The sequence below is a fragment of the Streptomyces sp. NPDC008092 genome, assembly GCF_042957285.1.
GTDB lineage: Bacteria > Actinomycetota > Actinomycetes > Streptomycetales > Streptomycetaceae > Streptomyces.
On record NZ_JBIBHY010000001.1, the window covers coordinates 585,729 to 606,384 of the forward strand.

Annotated in this window: 9 protein-coding genes and 3 pseudogenes; 4 read left to right on the forward strand and 8 right to left on the reverse strand. The window is 68.7% G+C overall.

The features are described 5' to 3' along the window. Window positions 1-23 precede the first annotated feature (23 nt). Window positions 24-2,378: an MMPL family transporter gene (locus tag ACFZB3_RS02405; protein WP_391368379.1), complete on the reverse strand. Its 2,355-nt coding sequence runs from the start codon at window positions 2,376-2,378 to the stop codon at window positions 24-26. Between the two features lie 149 nt (window positions 2,379-2,527). Here ACFZB3_RS02405 and ACFZB3_RS02410 point away from each other — a divergent pair, with 149 nt between their 5' ends. Continuing rightward, a complete protein-coding gene (locus ACFZB3_RS02410) occupies window positions 2,528-3,166 on the forward strand; it encodes a TetR family transcriptional regulator (RefSeq protein WP_391368382.1) in 639 nt (212 codons plus the stop codon). Window positions 3,167-3,226: 60 nt separating this feature from the next. Here ACFZB3_RS02410 and ACFZB3_RS02415 read toward each other — a convergent pair whose 3' ends face one another. After that, on the reverse strand, window positions 3,227-4,231 hold the full coding sequence (locus ACFZB3_RS02415) for an AsnC family transcriptional regulator (protein WP_391368385.1): 1,005 nt from the start codon (window positions 4,229-4,231) through the stop codon (window positions 3,227-3,229). Window positions 4,232-4,437: 206 nt separating this feature from the next. Here ACFZB3_RS02415 and ACFZB3_RS02420 point away from each other — a divergent pair, with 206 nt between their 5' ends. Both ACFZB3_RS02420 and ACFZB3_RS02425 read left to right on the forward strand, forming a co-directional pair. Beyond that, on the forward strand, window positions 4,438-5,385 hold the full coding sequence (locus ACFZB3_RS02420; RefSeq protein WP_391368388.1) for a zinc-binding dehydrogenase: 948 nt from the start codon (window positions 4,438-4,440) through the stop codon (window positions 5,383-5,385). 872 nt (window positions 5,386-6,257) lie between these two features. Continuing rightward, window positions 6,258-7,184 carry a S8 family serine peptidase gene (locus tag ACFZB3_RS02425; RefSeq protein WP_391368391.1) on the forward strand — a complete coding sequence of 309 codons (927 nt, stop codon included), beginning with the start codon at window positions 6,258-6,260 and terminating at the stop codon, window positions 7,182-7,184. A 306-nt stretch (window positions 7,185-7,490) separates the two neighbouring features. On the opposite strand, the gene ACFZB3_RS02430 is transcribed toward ACFZB3_RS02425, so the two are convergent. The 5 genes and pseudogenes from ACFZB3_RS02430 to ACFZB3_RS02450 form a co-directional block, all read right to left on the reverse strand. Then, window positions 7,491-9,245 carry a hypothetical protein gene (locus ACFZB3_RS02430; protein ID WP_391368394.1) on the reverse strand — a complete coding sequence of 585 codons (1,755 nt, stop codon included), beginning with the start codon at window positions 9,243-9,245 and terminating at the stop codon, window positions 7,491-7,493. Between the two features lie 505 nt (window positions 9,246-9,750). Beyond that, on the reverse strand, window positions 9,751-11,778 hold the full coding sequence (locus ACFZB3_RS02435) for a S8 family serine peptidase (RefSeq protein WP_391368397.1): 2,028 nt from the start codon (window positions 11,776-11,778) through the stop codon (window positions 9,751-9,753). Window positions 11,779-12,187: 409 nt separating this feature from the next. Then, window positions 12,188-12,352: pseudogene (locus ACFZB3_RS02440) on the reverse strand (transposase family protein); the annotation flags it as partial. A gap of 43 nt (window positions 12,353-12,395) precedes the next feature. Further along, window positions 12,396-13,068 (reverse strand): annotated as a pseudogene (locus ACFZB3_RS02445) (transposase family protein); the annotation flags it as partial. Window positions 13,069-13,178: 110 nt separating this feature from the next. After that, a complete protein-coding gene (locus ACFZB3_RS02450) occupies window positions 13,179-13,373 on the reverse strand; it encodes a hypothetical protein (protein WP_391368400.1) in 195 nt (64 codons plus the stop codon). A 280-nt stretch (window positions 13,374-13,653) separates the two neighbouring features. Here ACFZB3_RS02450 and ACFZB3_RS02455 point away from each other — a divergent pair. Next, window positions 13,654-13,755: pseudogene (locus ACFZB3_RS02455) on the forward strand (3-oxoadipate enol-lactone hydrolase); the annotation flags it as partial. A 470-nt stretch (window positions 13,756-14,225) separates the two neighbouring features. Here the strand turns inward: ACFZB3_RS02455 and ACFZB3_RS02460 are convergent. Continuing rightward, the gene (locus tag ACFZB3_RS02460; protein ID WP_391368402.1) at window positions 14,226-20,156 is read right to left on the reverse strand and encodes a LamG-like jellyroll fold domain-containing protein; all 5,931 of its coding nucleotides are present in this window, start codon (window positions 20,154-20,156) and stop codon (window positions 14,226-14,228) included. Window positions 20,157-20,656: the final 500 nt, after the last annotated feature.

The following is a 20,656-nucleotide window of genomic DNA, read 5'->3' on the forward strand; positions in this document are numbered from 1 at the left end:
CCTCTACCGACCGGTGCCGCCGGTCAGCCCGAGGTCTCGGTCCGCTGGACCGGGGCGGGCGGCCGGGCAGCCACGGGGCGGGGCAGGGGGATCCGCTGGGCGAGCTTGTCGCCCTCGACGTCCAGGTCGGGCAGCAGGCGGTCCAGCCGGGCGGGGAGCCACCAGGCTTTCTCCCCGGCGAGTGCCATGGTGGCCGGGATGAGGGTCATCCGGATGACGAAGGCGTCGATGAGGATGCCGGCGGCGAGCGCGAAGCCGGCCTGTTTGATCATGGGCTGGGCGTTGAAGACGAAGCCGGCGAAGACGGAGACCATGATGGTGGCCGCCGCCAGGACGACGGAGCTGGCGCGGGCGAAACCGGTGACGGTGGCGTCGCGGGCGTCGGCGCCGTGGACGTGTGCTTCGCGCATGGAGGTCACCAGGAACATCTGGTAGTCCATCGCGAGTCCGTAGAGGACGCCGGTGATGATGACGGGCAGCAGGCTCACGACCGGCGCCGTGGCGTCGAGTCCGATGAGGTTCTGCAGCCAGCCCCACTGGAAGACGGCCGTGGTCAGGCCGAAGGTGGCGCCGATCGTCAGCAGGAAGCCGACGGTGGCCGTCACCGGGACCATGAGGGAGCGGAACACCAGGAGCAGGATGATCAGCGAGAGCCCGAGGACGGTCGCCACGTAGAGCGGCAGGACGTCGGCGAGCCGGTCCGAGACGTCGATCGCGAGCGCGGTGAAGCCCGTGACGCCCACCGTGACACCGTAGGCCGTGCTCAGCCGTGCCCCTTCGGCCCGTACGGCGGTGACGAGGGTTTTGGTGGCGTCGTCGTTCGGGCCGCCGGCGGGGACCAGGCTGAGGACGGCCGTGCTGCCGGTCCTGCTCATCCCGGCCAGGGAGACCGAGGTCGCGCCCCGCACCCCGCGCAGGTCGGAGGCGACCGCCGCGAGGGTCCCGGGAGTGAGGGACCGACCCTTCACGCCGGAGCCGACGGCGATCAGGAGCGGGCCGTTGTAGCCGGGACCGTACGCCTTGCCGGTCAGCTCGTAGCTGCGGCGCTGTCCGGTGTCGGGGTTGTAGCTGGCGCCGGAGGGCAGGCCCAGTTTCATGCCGGCGGCGGGCACGGCCAGGACCGCGGGGACCAGGACCGCGGCCGTGAGGGCGGCGTACCTGTACCGGACCAGGCGCGCTCCCCAGCGGGTGGCGCGTCCGCGGTCGGCGGCGGATTCGTGCCGCTGCGTCCTGCGGCGGATCCGGGCGGGGCAGATCCGCTCCCCGACCAGACCCAGCAGCGCCGGCAGCAGGGTCAGCGCGAGCAGCACGGCGACGGCGACCGTGGCGGCCGCGACGACGGCCATGGTGCTGAGCAGGGTGATTCCGATGACCAGGAGTCCGGCGAGGGCGATGACGACGGTGGTGCCGGCGAAGAACACGGCGCTCCCGGCGGTCCCGACGGCCCGGCCGGTCGCCTCGTGGGCGTCCAGACCGTCGTCCAGGATCAGCCGCCGCTCACGGTTGACGATGAACAGGGCGTAGTCGATGCCCACGGCCAGGCCCAGCATCAGGGCCAGCACCGCGGCGAGCGAGTGGATCTCGAACACGGTGGAGAGGGTGAACGCGCCGCCCACTCCCACGGTGACCCCGACCAGGGCGATGACCAGGGGCAGACCGGCCGCGACGACCGACCCGAGGGTGACCAGCAGGACGACGGCCGCGACGCTGACGCCGACGATCTCCCCGACGCCGGCGATCTCGGGTATCTCCAGCATCGACGCCGACGGCAGCACCTCCAGACCGCCGCGTGCGGCCTGCCGCTCGGCGGCCCTGATGGTGCCGTCGATCGTGCCCGAGGGAAGTTCGTAGGTCTGCTGGTCGAACTGGAACTGCAGCAGCGCCGTCGAGCCGTCGGCGGAGACGATCACGCCCGGCACCGGCCGGCCTTCCGACTGCAAGGGGACGGGTGACCTGCTGGAGGACGGCGTTCCGGAGGCCTGGGCCACCGCGGCCTGGGCCCGCACCAGCAGGCTGCTCCGGCCCTTGGCGGCTTCCGCGGCCAGGGCCTTCCGGGCGTCGATGACGTGGTCGTGGCGGTAGACGGCGTTCACCGCCGCCAGCAGGGCGGACCGGACCCGCGCGTCCTCGATCCGGGCGCCGGCCGGAGCCTTGAAGAGCAGCATGCCCTGGCCGCCGGACGCCTCCGGCAGGGACGTGGCCAGGTCGTCGATGACCTGCTGGGACGGGGTGCCGTCGATGCGCACCTCGTTGCTGAGCCTGACCGGGTTGGTCACGAGCATGGCCACGACCGCGGCCAGCACGGCCAGCCAACCGCCGATGACGTACCACGGCTTGCCGTAGGCGAACCTTCCCAGCCGGTACAGCAGAACGGACACAGTTCTCCCCTTTTGTCCGGCGGCCCCGAGGACCGGACCGCGCCACGAAATGAGAGGGTACTACCAAAGCGATAGTCAACTATCACTACGATAGGATGCTATCGCCGCTGGAGAGACGGCCTCAGTCGCAGGACAGGGAAGAGTCACGCATGGCAAGCACCAACGACCGCGCTCCCCGGCGTCGGGTCGACGCCCGCTCCAGCGTGGAGCGCATCACCGCCGCCGGACGCGCGGTGCTCGGCAGGGGCGAGGGCTCGCTGGAGCAGATCGCGGCCGAGGCCGGCGTGGGCATCGCCACGCTCTACCGGCATTTCCCGAACCGCGAAGCCGTCGTACGGGCCGTCCTGAACGACATCCTCGAAACCGACCTGCTCCCGCTGATCGACGGTGCCGCCGACGCTCCCGACACGCGCCGGGCGCTCCAGGACGTCGCCACGCGGCTGCTCGACCTGATCACCGAGGAACGGGGCCTGGTCACCTTCGCCAGCAACTTCGCCGACGTGGCGGTGGACGTCCTCCAGCACTTCAGCGCCTCGCTCCACCCGCTCCTGGTGCGCGGTCAGCAGGCCGGGGAGATCCGCCCCGACCTCACCGCCGAGGACATCCCGCACTTCCTCGTCATGGCCGTCGCCGGGCTGGCCCTCCCCGGAACCGCGCCCTCGCTGCGCGCCCGCTTCGTCGCCCTGCTCTTCGACTCGCTCGACCCCGCCGGCGCAACCCCGCTGCCCGCGCTGCTCGCCGGGGAAGAGGACCTGCGTACCGCCGTCGGCAACGTCACGCGCACCTGAGCCGACGGCTTCGCCGCATACCAGGGCTTCGCCGCATACCGGGGCTTCGCCGGCTACCGGTCAGGCCGGCACGAGGCGGCCGTCGTGGAGCCGGGTGCCCGCCTGCTTGACGCGGCGCAGCACGGGGACGACGTCGACCTGGCGCACGGCGTCGAGGGCGCCGACCTTGGTGGTGACGTAGGAGTAGAGGTCGTCCATGGTGCGGCAGGTGACGGTCACCAGGAGGTTGGCGGACCCGGTGACAGCGGCGGCGAAGGTGGTCTCGGGATGGGCGGAGAGGATCTCGCCGGTGGCGCTCAGCCCGCCCGGGGCGACGGTGAGCCACAGGTAGGCGGGGGAGTGGAAGCCGAAGCGCGGGTAGGCCAGGTCCACGGCGATGCGCAGGGCCCCTGCCGCGAGGAGTTCCTCCAGGCGCGCGGAGACCCGGGACTTGGACCAGCCGCAGGCGCGGGCGAGTTCGACCACTCCGGCACGCCCGTCGCGGGCGAGTTCGGCCAGCAGCGCGTCGTCCTGCCCGTCCGGCATTCCCGCGTCCCGGACTTCCTGGACCGCTTCCCCGACGGTGGCGCGCAGCTGGCGGCCGGAGGCGTCGAGCAGAGCCGCCTGGCCGTCGGTGAGGGGGTCGTCGAAGGCGAGCCATTTGGAGCCGCTGCCCAGGTACATGTGCATCACCGCACAGGCGTCGAAGCCCAGGACCTTGGCGGTGCGTGGCAGGCGTTGCAGCACTGATCCGTGCTGCCGGCGCAGGCCGGTGTGGGCCTGGCACACGATCTCGGAGCCGCCGGAGGTGACGCTGACGTAGGAGGTGTCCTCGCGGGCGGCGAGAGCATCGGCCAGGGCATCGGTGGCGTCGGGACGGCACCGGACCCGGACGAACCAGGTCTGGTCGCCGGGCAGCGCGTGGCGGGGCAGGCCGCGCACGCGGACGGTCCCGTCGGCGACCAGTGCGCGATAGCGGCGGGCCACGGTCTGCTCGGAGACCTCGGCCACCTCGGCGATACGCCGGAAGGACGCCCGCCCGTCGCGCAGCAGGCATTGAACGATCCGCCGGTCTGTGCGATCCATGACGGAAGTATAGAAGCGTCTCTCCGGTCGTGATGGAGTTTCGGCCGCGGTGTGGCGGTACCGCTAGGGGGCGGGGCCGGGCCGGGGGACAGTGGCGCCATGGCCCACCGCGCCGGTCCGCCGGGACCGGCGCGCTCCCCGACACCGTCGCCTGCGCACGGAGTCCCGCCATGCCGAAGTCCCTACACACAGAGCTGGTAGACGTTATGCGCGCCGTTACCTTCACCGCGTTCGGCGGCCCGGATGTCCTCACCGTGGGCGACCGCCCGATCCCCGAGGTCACCGCCGGTCACGTTCGAGTCAGAGTCCACGCAGCCGCCGTACACCCGCTGGACGTGGTCGCCAGAGCGGGTTACCTGGGGCCGATGGTGCCCGCGGGGCCCACCTACGTACTCGGTGTCGACGCCGCCGGCACCGTCGACGCGATCGGGCTGGGCGCGTCCGGCTTCCACATCGGGCAGCCCGTGCTGGCGATGTCCGACTGGCCGGAGACCAAGATCGGTACGCAGGCGGAGTTCGTGGTGCTGCCCGCGGCCGCTCTCGCGCCTGCGCCGGCCGGCGTGGCGTTCGAGGCCGCGGCGACACTGCCGCTCAACGCCCACACGGCGGCGCAGGCGCTGCGGATCCTGGGGCTCGGGGCCGGTGACCGGATCGCCGTCACCGGAGCGGCCGGCGCCGTCGGCGGCTTCGCGGTCCAGCTGGCCCGGCACCAGGGCCTGCGGGTGGTCGCCGTCGCCGCTCCGGAGGACGAGCCGTTCCTCACCGGCCTCGGGGCGACCTTCGTCGCCCGCAGTGACAATGCCGCCGCCGCGGTGCGCAAGGCCGTCCCGGGCGGGGTCGACGGACTCCTCGACGCCGCGTCGGCCGGGCACTCGGCGATCGGGGCCGTGCGTGACGGTGGCTCCTTCGTCGCGGTGACGCCGCCCGGCACACCGCCTTCGGAGCGCGGTGTCAGGGTCGGTCTGGTGCAGGCGCGGGCGGACGGCGCCGAACTCACCGAACTGGCCCGCCTGGTCGAAAGCGGTCGGCTGAACCTGCGCGTTGCCAGGACGTTTCCGTTCGAGCGCGCCGCCGAGGCGCACGCCCTGCTGGCGAAGGGCGGACTCCGCGGCGGTGTCGTGCTCGTCGCCGGTCGGGAGAAGGCGGACCGCTGAACACCGGGCCCGGTGCGCCGAGCGCGCCCGCGGCCCATGGCGGCCTCGCCCGAGCTCGTAGAATCACGACGTGGCATTCATGAGCACCCCGCACTGCTGCTTCCTGTGACCGGAAGACACTGAGGGCGATGCCGGACGGCGTCGCCCTCCTCGGTGTGCCTGCCGCGTGCACCACGCCCCCGTCGCCGCGCGTTCCTTCCCCGGGAAGTGACGCTCCGAGCGCGTGCAGGCACGGTCTCCTCCCTTCACCGTTGCCAGGAGTGCCTCGTGCCCGTGTCGCTTCCCCCTGCCCTCGTACGCTCCCTCGACCTGCTGCGCTGCCCGACGTGCCCTGGCCTCGTCCGAATCGCCCAGCCCCGCTCCACCAGGCGTTTCACCTTCGACCGGGGCCCCTCGACCTTCGCCGGGACCGCCTGAAGGTCCAAGGCTGTGGCCAACTGCTGACAACGCATGCCTTCCCGGACCGCTTCCGACTCCAGCAGCGACCACAGTTCATCCGACACGATCCACAGCCGCGACTCCCCCTTCACCACGGCCGGACCAACGACCACCCAAGCCGGAAGTCGCGTGATCAACAACTTCTGTCAGGACCTCTGAAGCCCCGCCGGAACCGCCCATCCCTTGTGGTCGTCTTGTGCGCTGACTGTGTGCGAAGCAGGGGTGTGGGGGACGTAGTGACGCGGAACGTGACGAAGGCCGGTCTCATGGCGGTCGCCATGGCGACGTTGCTCGGGGCCTCGGCCTGCGGCGGGGAAGCCGGCGCGGCCGCCGGTAGTGGCGGCGGAACGCTCTCCGCGCACGGGACGGGGCAGTCCGTGGCGCCCTCCGGGGGCAGGGCGTCGTCCAGCCCGGCGCCGAGGTCTCCCGGCACCATGAGGAACCTGTCCGGGATCGCGCAGACCGCAGCTTCGCGCGTCACCCGGCACGTGCCGTGGAACCTGGACATTCTGGATCAGCGGTCGCGGCCCTTGAACGGGAAGTTCACCACCTCCGCCACGGGCAAGGGCGTTCACGTCTACGTGATCGATACCGGGATGGACATCGCCCACAAGGAGTTCGGCGGACGCGCTCACCTCGGCGCCGACTTCGTGGGCCCGCACGACTCCGGTGACTGCTTCAGCGAGGCGGGCGTCGGCCACGGCACGTTCGTCGCGGGCATCATCGGCGGGGCGAAGTACGGGGTGGCGCCCAAGGCGGAGCTCGTACGGGTCCAGGGCATCCTGTGCGAGAGCGAGGGCGGTGGCTCCCCGGCAGCGGCCGAGGCGGCCTTGGTGAAGTCGGTCAAGTGGGTGACCGCGCATGCGCAGAAGCCCGCGGTGGTGAACATGTCGCTCAACCTTGACCACCGGTCGGCGGCCCTGGAGTCCGCCGTGAAGAAGATGGTCGACGTGGGGATCCCGACGGTGGTGTCGGCCGGCAACTTCCATGACGACGCCTGCAAACACTCGCCGGCCGGCGTCCCCGGCACGATCGTCGTCGCGGCTTCCACCTCGAACGACCGCGCATGGAGCGACGGCGGCTCCTACGGATCGGGGTACGGACGGTGCGTGGATTTGTACGCCCCCGGCCAGAAGGTGACCGCCGCCCTCGCCGGCGGCGGTACGACCACGGAGAACGACGGCGCCACATCCTGGGCCGCGCCGCACGCGACCGGCGTGATCGCGCTGTACCTGTCGGCACACCCCCACGCCACCGCCAACGAGGTCCACGTCTGGCTCGACCACACGGCCACCCGAGGTGTCGTGCTCGGTGTCCGCTCCGACACCCCCAACCGGTTGCTCAATACCGGTGGCCTCTGACCTGCCCCGTTCGCCCCAGTCGCACGGTCACCCATGCTCCGCGCCTCACCGGAATGGCGGGCGCAAGTCGCCCGGCCCCCGTGCCATCGTCTTCCCCGTGCCACACGGCTTGCGCCGGCCTGCGCAGACATTCGCCGCAGTACCGCCCGGCGGGCCGTTGATGCTCTCCGGTGAGTCTGCAGCCATGCGGTGCTGTGGCTTCAGCGGGCATGGCCTGGTGGTTTGTCGGGCGCACTGGAAGCTGAGGGTTGTCCCGTATCCCGACCGGAGCCAGGCGGCGCTCGTCGGATGCGTCCGGCGTCGCCGTCAGTACGGGTGGGGACGCCGGTTGGGGTCGAACTGCTGGACCCTCTTGGCGAGATTGGAACCGTCGATGGCGACTCCGTACCGGCCGCGGACGTACCGCATCGCGGCGGCGATGCATGCCACGGGGTCGTAGATGTTCAGCGAGGTACCGGGAGCGTGGCGCTGGGCGAATGTCTGCGGGATGCACTGCACGATGCCGCGGGAGCACTGGAAATGTGTGAGCGCGCCGTTCAGCCTCATGATCCGTCCATCGTGCAGATAGCCGTCCCCGAAGTCCTTGACCTTACTGAAGGCGGGCGGCGTCTTGGCGTTGGAGTCCCACAGATTGCAGGCGTTGGGATTGCCGGACGACTCGCGCGCGACGGCTGTCCTGAAGCCCTTCACCCAGTAGCTGCTCGCCTGGACTCCGGCCGCCGTACTCGCCTGCGCGATCCAGTCATCCAGCGTGCCCTCGGATGTATACCGATGGAACGTCACCTGCTTCGGGTCGACCTGCCCGATGGCATCGACGCCGGTACCATCCGTCGTCCCGCCCGCCGGGAAACCGGTGCGCACCCGGAACAGCCCGGCGCGCTGTCCGAGTTCCGTCAGCGACTGCGCTCCGGGTGTCCCGACGGCGTCACTGCCGGAGAAGTGCAGCACCGTACGACGAAACTCGTCGTAGAGGGCCTGAGTGGCGGTCTCGAAGATCCCGCGTTCATCGGCCACGTCCGTGTGCATGACCCTCTCCAGCCCGTCCTGTACCAGAGCCACGTCGGCCTTCGGGCTGGCGCCCCCGCCCGGCTGCGCCAGCTCCTCCTGGGCACTGTGCGTCGAGGCCCAGACCACCTGGTTCAGGCTGACCCAGGGCTGCTCTGCGGCCGGGGACGAACCCGCCCTGACGTTGAACAGCTCTGACTGCTTGCCCAGTTCGGCCAGCTCCAGCGTGCTGGGAACGCCATGGCCGTCCGCCTCGGAGTGGCCCAGCTTCTCCGTGCGGAAGCGCTCGAAGAGCTCCTGTGTCTCCGCCTCGAACACGGAGTGCGGGTCGTCCGGGGCGACGCCCATGACCTTCTCCAACGCATCCTGTACGAGAGCGACATCGTCCGCCGTGGTGCCGCCGCCGTTTCCCGCGGCCTGCTCCTCGGCAGTGGGGTGAGCGGCCGCCCAGGAGAGCTGGTCCGAGGACACCCACGGCAGCGCCTCTTCGACCTCTGGCACGGGCAGTGCATCGGACGCACGGGACGAGGCAGTGGCCATATAGGTATATCCTGGCTTGTTCTTCAAACCCGGATCAGCCGTGACGATTCCCTCCGCGAATTTCGGCAGTCCGTATCCGTAGAGAAAACTGTCCCGGCGGGCACGCTTTTTCAGGTACACCCCGTCGCCCTCGGACGAACCGTTGGCGTTGGTGTTCCCTTCGACGGTGTACGCATAATCTGCGTCGTACTTGTAGACGAGTCCGACGTGTGCGCCTCCCGAGTGGCCGAAAAATACCAGCGCCCCGATCGCCGGATAGTACGAGAACCTGCCGCGGCTCTTGTACCAGTTGACGGCCGTCGGGCAGGAAGCGGTCACGGGTGCCAGGCTCTTCACGCCGGCCTGTTGGAAGGCCCAGGACTGAAAGGTCTGACACCACGACTGGTTCTGTGACCACTCCAGTCCGGGAACGGCGGGGGAAAACTTCTGATGGTTGTTGTAGTGGCCGTTCGAGAAACCTTCGTGGTATCCCACCTGGGTCTTCTCGATGGCGATGAGGGTGTCCGTCTGACTCATCGTGTTCCATCTCCTTTCCCGCAGTCTGCGGGCCCAGGGAGCGAAGGAACGCGAAGGCGCACGAAGGAACGCAAGGAACGCAAGGAACCATGAACGCTAGGGGAATTCGGCCACCGTTCACTGGGCTCGCGCGGCCGTTGTGTCCATGCTATCGCCGGTGGTGTGGTACTGCATCTCACCCCTCGTGGATCGCCAGGGGCTACTCCGAGCGCCACCCGCAATCGTGCCGCTGGCCGGGAATCCGGTGCCCCGGCTCCTGCGCGATCTCCCGGCATTGACCACGTACGCAGACTCAACCGTCGTCGCGAGAAAGGCCCCAGCCCTGCTCGGCTCCCCGCGGATCAGCTTCAGCCGGTTCTCGTTCACACTGGAGGACCGTCGTGCCGGGGCAGTTCTGTCCAGGTGCGATTCGCACAACCTGCCGCGGCCGCGCTGCAGCCAGGCCGGGCGCTGTACATGCTGAGCCCGGCCAGGACCCGCGTCTTTGATGGACGCGGTACACGAGTCAGAGGATGCGCCAGGCGACGGCGTACGGCTGGGCGAACTGGGTGATCCGGAAGGCGCGAACGACGACTTCGGCCTCCCCGGCGGGGATCTCCAGCCAGTGCACTTGTTCGACGTTGTTGACGCGGTCGAACCCGGGATCCGTGCCCATGTTGCCGTGGCGTTCCTGACCGCCTGCGCGGACGACAAGGTCGAGGTCGTTCTGCAGTGCCGGGCCAGGGGGGTCCGTCCAGACGAGGGTGACCTTCAGGGCGGCGGGCGCGCCCTCGGGGATCGTGATGCTGAACGCGCGCTCTTCTCCCTGCTCCAGTTCCTTGGCGTCGGTGAAACCCGCCCGGCCGGCATCTGCCGGGAGGACGACGGCCCGCTGGAGATTGACGATGCCGAAGCCCGAGTTGTTGTTGGGGGAGGGGCCCGCCTCGGAGGGGATGTACTGGCCCTTGAGCTCATCGGCACCATTGATCAGCATGGCCTTGATGAGCGCGGCACTGGGCTTCGGCGTGCCGTTCTTCACCAGCGTCTCGCGCAGCACCGCCACACAGCCGGCGACCAGCGGGGTGGCCATGCTGGTGCCGCTGTCGAACATGAACGCGGGGTCCGTGGAGACGCCGAAGTGACCTTCGTCGGGCGCGATGCGCGAGCGCGTCGAGAGGATCGCCGTGCCGGGAGCGACGACAGTGGGCGCGATCCGGCCTTCCTGGGTGGGGCCACGGCTGCTGAAGGCCGCCAGCCCGGCGGGGTTGTCCGCCATCCTGTCGCCGCGGATCGGCGGGGCGGGATACGAGAGCGGCCTCAGTTCGTCATAGGTGTGGGGGATCAGGGGGCGGTCGCCCTCGCTGGCGCCGACGGTGATGATGTTCTTGGCCCCGGTCTCCCCGCTGACGGCCCTCAGGTTGATCCGGCCGTCACCGTCGCGGTCCGTACCGTCGTTGCCCGCGGCGAAGCAGATGACGAAGTCCTTGTTGTCCCAGACGAACTGATCGACCTCGCGTGCGGCCTTGTTGTACGGCAGGCCCGGGGTGACCGGACCCCACGAGTTGGTGTGGATCCGTGCCCCGTCCTCCAGGAAGGGCGGCTCGAAAAGGTTACGCAGGTTCGGCGGGATGCCGGACAGCGAGCCGTCGTCGGCCAACAGGGATTGCAGGACCAGTCGCGCCTCGGGCGCCGTGCCGGTGATGGCTCCGCCCATCGACGCCGACGTCCCGTCGCCGAGGACGGAGCCCGCCACGTGGGTACCGTGTCCGTCGGGGTCGTCCGTCCGCGCGGGGCTCGTACGGCCCAAGGCGACCAAGCGCTTGACCCGGCCGGTGAAGGCGGGATGCACATTGGTGGTGGACCCCTTGTCGAGCCCGGTGTCGGCGACACACACGATCTGGCCCTCGCCCCGGAACTTCGTGCCGTTGAGAGACACGTGGGCGTTCATGATGTTCGCCGAGACGGTGTTGTACAGCACCCTTTCGGGGACTTCCTCGATGTCCTTCACCTCATCGAGCGCGGCCAGAGCGGCCAGGTCATCGTCCCGGATCGTCATGCGCACCTTGTCGCCTTCGGGGTGTACGTCGCCGGGGCTGACACCGGCCGCCGCCGCGATCCGGTCCCGCAGTCCGTCCGTGGTCACGTCGACGTCCTCGTGCAGGACGACGTCGACGGTCCAGGTCTGGGGACCCACCGCCTGCGTAGGGTCGGCCAGCACCGCGACCCCCGGGCGCAGCCGGTTCGACCGGAGCGACTGGGCGATCTTGAAGCCCTTGAAGTACACGTCCGCCCAGGCCACGAAAGGCAGGGCGCGCACGGCGTCAAGATCCGTGGGCCGGAAGCCGCACAGATAGGTGTCGTCCGGAACGTATTCGTAGATCACCACCCCGAGCGCCGCGAGTTCTTCCTTCTCCTCGGCTGTGGGTGGGTGTGTGGTCTGGACGAGGAGGTAGTTGGACGCGGAGGCGTCCGCGGACACCAGCGATGCGGTGGCTAGGTCGTCGGCCTGGGCCAGCGGGTCCACCGTTACGCCGTTGATGGTGATACGGGACATGCCGAACTCCCGGAGGGGGTGGGGAAGACGCGCACCGGGCAGCCCGTGGCACCCCGGCACTGCCCATGCCGACGCCCAGACGGCCGAAGCCCGACTGAACCGGTGTCACGCCAAGCCGCGTGGTGCTTCCGTTCGGCCAACACGCTAGGCGGGCGGCTGTCCACCTGCACGTCGAGCCTGGAGGAAGGCCCCCATACGGGCTCGGCATCACTCCGGAGGGCGCTCGACAGCGGCGTCGGCCTGCGCCTCCACGTCTACGCGGAGCCGGCGACGACAGTCCGGATTCGCATCAGGCCCCACTTCCCTGCCCTGGACCAGCTGAGGAACCTGCGCTGGGCTTCGTGAGCTGAACCGGAGCGGTCCAGTACCGCTATGACCTGATCGACGGATGCCGCGCCGTAACAGGGTTGTCGGCCGTCTCGGCGACGTAGCGGTAGACGGTGGCAACGCCGACGCGGAACCCGGCCGCGAGCTGGGCGCAGGAGTGGCCGCACCGCAGGTGGACCGGGGTGAGCACGGACTGCCGGCCGCAGGCCGGCCGACGCCACCGTCTCCCGCGCTCCCGGCGCCGAGTAGGCCGGACAGGTAGCGCGGGGGCGCCGGTCGGATCGATCCCCGGCGATTGACGTCATGAGGTTTGGGCTGCGTCGGGATCTGCGGAAGATGCGCCAGGCTTTCAGGCGTGCGACACCGCGTTCGACCGGTGCCCGTGCCGCGGCCAGGGCACGGTTGACGGTTGTCTCGGTGGGGGTGGGTTCCTGCCGGGGCCTGCGTTTGATGCCCGTGGTCACCCAGGGGCCGCCGCCCTGGTGGGCGAGATCGGCCAGGACGGGGACGCCCTGGCGGTCGCAGATGTGGCTGATCCGGTGGGTGCGGGCCGTGGTCAGGTCGTGGGTTCGGCCCGGCGAGGCGGGTGAGAGCCACAGCAGCCCGCCGCCCGGATCGGTGAGCACCTGCACGTTCACCCCGGGGCAGCGGTGCTTGTGGGAGCAGTCGGGCCGTCCGTCACCGACCCGGTCGCACTCGGCGAGCGTGCCGTTCCAGCAGGACGAAGTCCGTATCGGCCTTGCGCAGGACCTTCAGCGGTCCCGGCGCCCGTTCGGCGAGCAGGTGGATGACTGCGCTGGTGCAGGCGTGGGCGGTGGACTCGCTGATCCCGAACCGTGCCACCATCGCGCGTTGAGACGGGCGGAGCTTGCAGAACCGGTCGCCCGCACGGGTGACGACGAGCATGACGACCCACTCCACGAGTGCATGGGGCAGGTCGAGTGCGGCAGGACAGATGACCAACGAGGCTGCCGAGCAGCGTTGTTGAGATGTCAGACATCTCGATCAACACGGGGGCCTTGCTCGTTGTGCTTCGTGGTCCGTCACCTGATCGGTGGCCGGCTCGAAGAAGCTCACTGATTCTGGAAGGCGACCGCTTCGGGGTGGTCGGTGAGCCACCAGTGGCACACGTTCCAGTGGTTGTCGTTGCAGTGGGGACTCGGCGGGGTGTGCATGCTGCACCTGAGGTGGTTGTCCGGCGATACCTCGTTGACGGCCGTGATGACGGATTTCAGACATGAGCCCACGGCGGTGTCGTGCAGGTGCATGCCTCCTCGTTGTCAGCGGGCCCAGCCGCGGCGAAGAGCGACGAAAGCGGTGAGGCGTACGTCGTGGAGCTCTGCAACCACGTGCAGGGTGAGACGGTCCTGACCCTGCACCGGTGCGACTGGCTTCCGGGAGACCGGGGTACGAACCGGCGGTGGGCCAGGCTGCCCGCCGACGCCTGCTGGGAGCGCCGCCAGCCCTGGAGGTCTTCCAGCCGGTCAAACAGCTGCAGCCAGTACCCCGCTCATAGGGTCTGTCGCGACAGATGAGAGGGTCAGGCGGGTGAGTGAGACACCGATGAACACCCTGCAATACCGCTTTGACGGGCCGGAAGACGCACCGGTCCTGATCCTCGGTCCCTCACTGGGTACCACATGGCACATGTCGTAGAAGCCGTCCAGGGCCGTCCATCCAGTCCTGTGCGGGCGTATATGTCTTATTTCAGGATCCTGTGCCGAGAGGGTGTCCACGGGGTTTGTGACTCGCCCGTGACAGCTGGCAGCGTGACGAAGCCCCCGTCGGCTGGTGGTGTTTTGGTTTGGCTCGGCGGCATGGCTGGCGCGATGGTGGATATCGCGCGCTGAGCCTCGACGTACTTGATGCGGGCCTCTTCTGTGGCGCCTTCCCGGTGGATGCGCCTGTGGTGTGCCGCTTCGATGTTTGCAACGCGCCTGTGCTCGGAGGTTGCGCCGGCGGATGTGATCTCCTGGGCGGTCCCCGCAAGCCGGTTTTCGGTGGAGCCTTCGACGGTGTCGGTCCGTTCGCTGGCTGGGCGCGGCTGGCGGCTGCTGCGGACGTGGGCGGGCCCGCCCCGCTCCTGACGGAGTCGGCGCGGGCCCTGTTTCGGCGGTGGGTCAGTGCAGTGTGCTGACTTCGGTCGCCGAGAGTGTGCGGGGGTAGACGTGGACGTCGGCGACGGAGCCGGGGAAGGCCAGGTAGGGGGTGGTGGCGGAGGCGCTGTTGATGCAGCCGCCGATGGTGAGGGGCATGGAGGAGTCGTACTGGGGGCTGAGGTTGGTGGCGGTCCCGATGAGGGTGCCGTTCTGGTAGAGGGCCATGTTGCCGCTGCTGGAGCTTCCCGGGACTGGTGCCCGGAAGGTGGCGACGAGGTGGGTCCAGGTGCCGATGGGGCCGCTGCTGGGGTCGCCTTCGGCGGTGGGGAAGTCGGAGTTCTCGTCGTTGGTGGTGGTGGTCTGGAACATCCAGGCGGCGCTGGGTTTGTCGTAGGAGAGGTAGAAGGCTTGGTGCTGGGTGGTGCCCTGGCAGACGGCGGTGGTGCCGAGGGCTGAGTTGATCTTCACCCAGGCGGAGACGGTGTAGTCGCCGAGGGTGTTGACCGCGCTCTGCTTGCTCTTGAGGAAGCCGGTGCTGCCGTCGAAGGCAACGCTGCCGGACATCCCGCTCGGCGCGCTGGTGCCGAAGGTGGCGCTGCCGGTCGGGGTGAGCGGGTTGAGAGAGGCGGTGTCGGTGCCGTTGGTGGCGAGTTTCCAGTCGTCCTCGGGCATGCCGTTCTGCCAGCCGCTGGGCACGATCACGCTGGCTGCGTCGGCGTCGCTGGCCGGCAGCGCGTAGGGGTAGACCTGGACGTCCGAGACGGAGCCGGGGAAGGCGTTGTACGGGGACGTTGCGGCAGGGTCGTTGACGCAGCCGCCGATGGTCAGAGGCATGGAGGAGTCGTACTGCGGGGTGAGGTTGGTGGCGGTCCCCATGAGGGTGCCGTTCTGGTAGATGGACATGACGCCGGTGCTGTCGTCGCCGTCGACGGGTGCGGTGTAGGTGACGAGGAGGTGGGTCCAGGTGCCCAGGGCTCCGGTGCCGGCGTCTCCTTCGGCGGTGGGGAAGTCGGAGCTGTCGTCGTTGGTGGTCGTGGTCTGGAACATCCAGCCTTGGTTGCCGCGGTCGTAGCCGAGGTAGAACGCCTGGTGCTGGCTGGTGCCTTCGCAGATGGCGGTGGCGGGGCCTGCTGCCGAGTCCAGTTTCACCCAGGCGGAAACGGTGTAGTCGGCGAGGGTGTTGACGGCGGTGTGGTCGCTTTCCAGGAATCCAGTGCTGCCGTCGAAGGAGGTGGCGGCGGCGGGGGCGTTGACCGCATCGGGTCCCGCAGCGTTGGAGGTCGCGCCACCGACCGCCGTGAACGGGTTATCGCCGCGCTGGTCGGTGCCGTCGGCGGCCAGCTCCCACTCGTTGTCGGGGGTGTCGCTGCCGGTGGCGACGGGGACGATCAGGTTCGGAGCGATGTCGATTGTGTCAGTGTTGTTCGTGTCGCGGAGGTAGCGGGCGGCCAAGTCGTCGTAGTACGTGCTGGAAGGATTGCCGTTGGACAAGTCGGCGGCTTTGACGGTGGAGGACGTTGCCGTGCCGTCCGTGGAGACTGCCCCGGCGAAGTCAATGACTTGGCCGGAGAAGAGATCGGACAGCTGGCTGTTGACCTGCTCGCGTGCGGCTTCCTGCGTCGCTGTGCCTGGGTGGGCGGCGGTGAATGGCGGGATGGTGGTGACGTAGACAGTGATGTTGGAGTTCTCCGTCACCGGTTGTTGGCCGTCGTGGGGCTGCCCGTCGTCGGTGTAGTACGAGCTGAGCTGGCTGTTGAGCGACTGCAGGCCGTTCTCGACGCTGGTGGCGCAGGTGTCGGCAGTACCGGTGCAGTTGAGCAGGTCGGTGGCGCCGGTGGAGACGAGGACGGTGCGCACATTGCCTTGGGCCAGGACGTTGCGGTCCAGGGGATTAAGCGCGTTACTCGGGGTGCCACTATTGGTGATCTGCGGTAGCAGGTTGTTGCTGAGGCTGTTGCTGTTGGACCCGGCGTTGAGCACGCCGTAGTCCACGGAGTCGTCTCCGTCGGATTCGTTGACGAGGACGTTGGTGATGGCGTCGCTGAGATGATGCTGACCGTCGTTGCTCGCGGTGTCCCCGTTGATGCTCTGGTCCCCGTAGAGGACCACCGAGCCGGTAGGAACGGCGGAAGGGGTGGTGACGTCGATTCCGGTCACATAGGGCACGCCGGTGAACGACGTCTGCGTGTAGTTCGCGGCCGAGGTGTCGAGCGTACGGTTGGCCGCGTCGGCACTGATCCACACGGGCGTCTGGGCAATGGCGTGACCGGGGAGGGCGGTGACCGAGCCGTGCACCTGCAGACTGACCAGCACTGTCGCCTGCTGCGCGACGGCCAAAGTCACAGGGTCACTGGTGACGTCAGCGCCTGCGGGGATGGTGACGGACGCATGCCCGCCGAAGGCCAGCGCCGTGGGCCCCGCGGCCGTGGTGGCGGCACCGCCCGCGGTGGTGTCCTGCAGGGCTACCGAGGCAGCGTCGAAGGTCACCGGCGTGGTGCCCAGGGCGTTGGACAAATGGATACGCGCACCGTTGCCGGTGTCTGTACCGATGCTGACGTGAGCCGGGATGCGCAAAGTCTGCCCGTTGGCGACGGCGGTACTGCCGCCGGACTGCTGCACCTTGGCGGTGTCCTGGACGGAGGACCAAGTGCCGACCCAGTGTCGGGTGTTGGATCCGCTGCCGGTGAGGGCCATTGGCCGTAGGCCCATGCCGAGGATGTGCAGGGCCGGCTGGTTCGCCTGGACGCCGTTCGTGAAGAGGGGCAGGGTGATGCTGCTGATGACTGAGCCCGGGCATTTAAGCGGGACACTGATTGCGTAGATCTTGGGGCCGGGAGCCGGGCTGGTCTGGGTGTTGTTGCGGTGGTTCTCGTGGACCAGCGTGAGCGCGGCAGCGGAGGGGGGGCCGCTGAGCCAGTCGGGCACGGTGTCCAGATGGTAAACCTGGTCGGCTGGAGCGCCGCCGGCATCGATGCAGTTGTCCTTGGCGTAGGAGATGGTGCCGAAGGTCTCCTTGGCGGGGCCGCCGGTGGCGAATGCGAGAAAGACCAAGGCGTCACCGGTGTTCACTGTGCCGCTGTCCGGCAGGGTGACGGTCTGGCCGGAGGCCAGCATGTTGTCGTAGGTGCCGGTGCCGAACTTCGGGAGGGTGATGGTGGCGCCGTCGATGGTCACCATGCTGCCGCTCTGCCAGCCCGAGGTGCTTGTCAGGTCGGCGGAGTTGATGCTGTTGCCGGAGCCGTCGGCGTCGGCCGGGCTGGTCGTGGTGGTGAAGGTGCTGGTTGCGGTGTTGTTCAGGCAGCTGCTGGTGTCGTTGATCGTGCAGGTCAGTGCCGGTCCCAGCCGCAGCACGTCGAGGCCCGCCTGGTACCCGGCCGACTTGGAGTTCTTGCCGGTGAGGGTGAGGGTGAGGGTGTGCATACCTTGGTTGAGGGTGAGCAGTTGTCCGTTGGCGTCCTTGGGCATGCCGAGGTTGATGAAGTGGGTGGTGGTGTAGGTGCTGTAGGCGTCGTAGTCGCTGAGCAGTGTTGTCTGGGTGCTCTTGCCCGCGTCCAGGACCAGTCGGTAGATGCCGTAGTCCTTGGCCTTGGTCAGGTTGGCTCCGAAGCTCCAGGGGCCGTCCTTGGGGATGTCGAAGCTGAAGGTGGCGCTGTCGCCGCTGACGACCTTCGAGGTGGTTGACTTGTTGGCGAGCCAGGCTTGGTAGCCGTCGGCGAACTCGTAGCCGCTGCCAGCGGCCTGGCTGATCAGCTGGCCGCCCTTGGTGGTTGTGGTCGCTTTGGGTACGACTGTGGTGGTGCCGTCGGTGTTGGTCGCGGTCCAGCCGCTGATCATCTTGTCACCGAAGGCGTAGGTCGGGGTGCTGGTGCCGGCGTAGAAGGCGTAAGACGCCTGGATGGACGTTGAGCCGGCCTGGTCCACCGCCTTGGCGTACAGCGTGTGAGGGCCTGTGGTACCGGGGGCGAAGGCGGGTGAGGCACTGCCGTTGAGGACCGACGTTCCTGTCCCGGGGCCGTTGTCCGACGTGACGTAGTACGCCTGACCCGTCGTGATTTTGGTCGTGCTGGCCACGTGGACGACGTTGCTGCTGCTGTACACCGTGTTGCCGAGTGTGGCGTCCAGAGCGAACAGGTATCCGGTGATGTTGTTGGTGTGGTTGTTGCTGAGTGTGAAGGTGCCCTTGTCGCCGTAGGCGGCACCGATCTGCCCGGCCGGAAACTGGCTGGAGGTCACGGTGGGCATGGGCGGCGCGGTCGTGTCCACGGTGAAGGTCTGGGTCTTGGTCCAGATACCCGATCCGGTGCCGACCCAGTAGCCCGCGGCATTCTGAGCGGTGGCCTTCCAGGTGTAGGTGCCGTCGGGCAGGCTCGGGGTGGTCCAGTCGCTGCCGTTGGTGTTGTACCGGGCGCGTTTCTTGGAGTCGGTGCTGGGGCCGAAGCCCTGGTGGATCAGAGTGCCGGAGGAGTTGTAGACGTTGTACTCGATGCGTACCAGCTCGCTGCCCCCGGCCAGGTCGGGGTCGACCGCACGCGCAGACAGCGTCGGAGTGTGGGTGGTGGTCATCGTCTTGCCCAGGTTCACCGTGGACGGCTTGATGGCCGGGGTGCCGGTGCCGTTCTTGAGTTTGGGTCGGTAGCTGTAGGTGACCGACATGGTGGCGCCGCCGCCGTAGGCCAGTTGCTTCCATTGGGAGGCGTCGTTCATGTTGGGTGACTGGACCATCAGCGTCATGCTGCTCCAGCTGCCGGCTGCTGCGCTCTGGGCCCGGGAGGTCACGTTGAATTCGAGCGAGGGCGGGCTGACCCAGGAGTTGGCGCCGTCGGTGACGGGGCAGGTGCCGGCTTCGTGGCTGACCGGGTTGGTCTTGCCGAGTGCGTCGGTGCGTACGGTGGGTTCGTGGCCCCAGTACAGGTTGGAGGAGTTCCATGCTGCGGGCCGGTCGGTGCCGTAGGCGGCGGCGGGTGTGTCGGAGCAGGAGGCGGCGGAGAGCTGCTTCACGTACAGGGAGGCGTGGCTGACCACGGCGCCTTTGATGCCGCTGGTGTTGATCTGGTAGTAGGTGCGGGCCCGTTCGCCGTTGCCCGGGGTGTTGTTGTCCCATCCTTCCCGGGCGTTGGTGGCGCCTGTGGTGGATGTCGAGTTGTAGACGTTCCACCCGTTGTCGGAGATCCGGGCCCAGTCCAGCTGGGAGGGCCTCCCGCTCCACTCCGGGTCCACATAGACGGGGTAGACGGTGCTCTTGGAGGAGAGCAACTTCGCATCGGGTGACAGTAGTTGCCGACCGGATTTCAGGTGTACTCGGACCTGGGAGCGGTGGGCACCGACCTTGCCCGACGCCTGGTGCTCGGCTCGTGCCGACGAAACGGTCTTGGTGTGTGCCCGGGGGGTGTGCGCGGTTTTCTGCCCTGCGCTGTCCCACATCAGCGCGGTGTCGCTGTGGAAGACGGTCTCGCTCGTGTGCTTGTCCGTGGCCTGCACACCACCGTCGGGGGTGGCGGAGAGCTTGAGGCCGGACGAGGCCGTGTTGAGCGTGAGGCTTTTCAAACGGGGATCGGCTGCGGCCTTGGGGGTCTTGACCACCAGGATCGAGGAGTATCCGGAGGCGTCCGCGGTCAGCTGGAGGTCGACCTGTGGCAACACGTCCGGGTAGGTGGCGGTGTCACCGGAGACCACCGGTCTGGGCAGGGCGGTCGGCCAGGAGAAGCCCAGCCTGTCGGCCCCGCTGCGCAGGGTGACCAGTGCACCCGAGCCGCCACCGGAGAACGTCACATCCGTGACGGCGGCTTTGGGGCCCCAGGTCCCGTTGGCGTGCTGTACCAGGGTGGGGTCGATGGGGACCCATTTCCCCTGCTGCAGGGTGCGTTGGGGCATGGATGAGTCGGTCCGGGTGAAGGTGCCGTCCGGGTTGGCCACCACTTGCGTACCGGTGCCAGTGAGCGCGTCGATGGTCACCGGCTGGCCAGTCGCCTTCGCTTGCGCGGACGCCCACTCTGTTGGGTTGAGGCTGCGGGCGGCGGATGGCGAGTCGTCGCGCTTCGAGGTGGTCTTGGACGAGGAGCTAGGCGCATCCAGTGGCGCGGCATGGACGGGTGTGGTGGAGGCCAGTGATCCGGCCGCTAGGACCGCGACTATAGCGGCCGCAATGGGTCTGGACGCGAGGTGTCTGGCTGGCAGGGGTGTGCGAGAGGCAGACATGTGAGGTCGGAGTCCTTCGCAGATGTCGTGCGGTTCCCCCCGTGGGCCCCGCGCCGTTCTGCATTCTGTGGGGCCGGTGTGAAGACGGTCCATCATCAATTGATCGACAAGTACGCGCACAGAGTCCGCTTTTGACGAATACAGACCAACTTGGGTTCCGGTCTGTGGAGTTCCTTTGCTTTCCCTCTGGGAATGCTTTGCCTTCGGGTTTGAGGTCAAGCCCTAGCGTGATCGTGTGCGGGGGATGTGATCGACGT

Bases quoted from the DNA above. Each gene is read 5' to 3' on its own strand.
- ACFZB3_RS02430 (WP_391368394.1), bottom strand. From the start codon at position 9,245: ATGAGTCAGACGGACACCCTCATCGCCATCGAGAAGACCCAGGTGGGA.
- ACFZB3_RS02410 (WP_391368382.1), top strand. From the start codon at position 2,528: ATGGCAAGCACCAACGACCGCGCTCCCCGGCGTCGGGTCGACGCCCGC.
- ACFZB3_RS02415 (WP_391368385.1), bottom strand. From the start codon at position 4,231: ATGGATCGCACAGACCGGCGGATCGTTCAATGCCTGCTGCGCGACGGG.
- ACFZB3_RS02435 (WP_391368397.1), bottom strand. From the start codon at position 11,778: ATGTCCCGTATCACCATCAACGGCGTAACGGTGGACCCGCTGGCCCAG.
- ACFZB3_RS02450 (WP_391368400.1), bottom strand. From the start codon at position 13,373: ATGCACCTGCACGACACCGCCGTGGGCTCATGTCTGAAATCCGTCATC.
- ACFZB3_RS02420 (WP_391368388.1), top strand. From the start codon at position 4,438: ATGCGCGCCGTTACCTTCACCGCGTTCGGCGGCCCGGATGTCCTCACC.
- ACFZB3_RS02425 (WP_391368391.1), top strand. From the start codon at position 6,258: ATGAGGAACCTGTCCGGGATCGCGCAGACCGCAGCTTCGCGCGTCACC.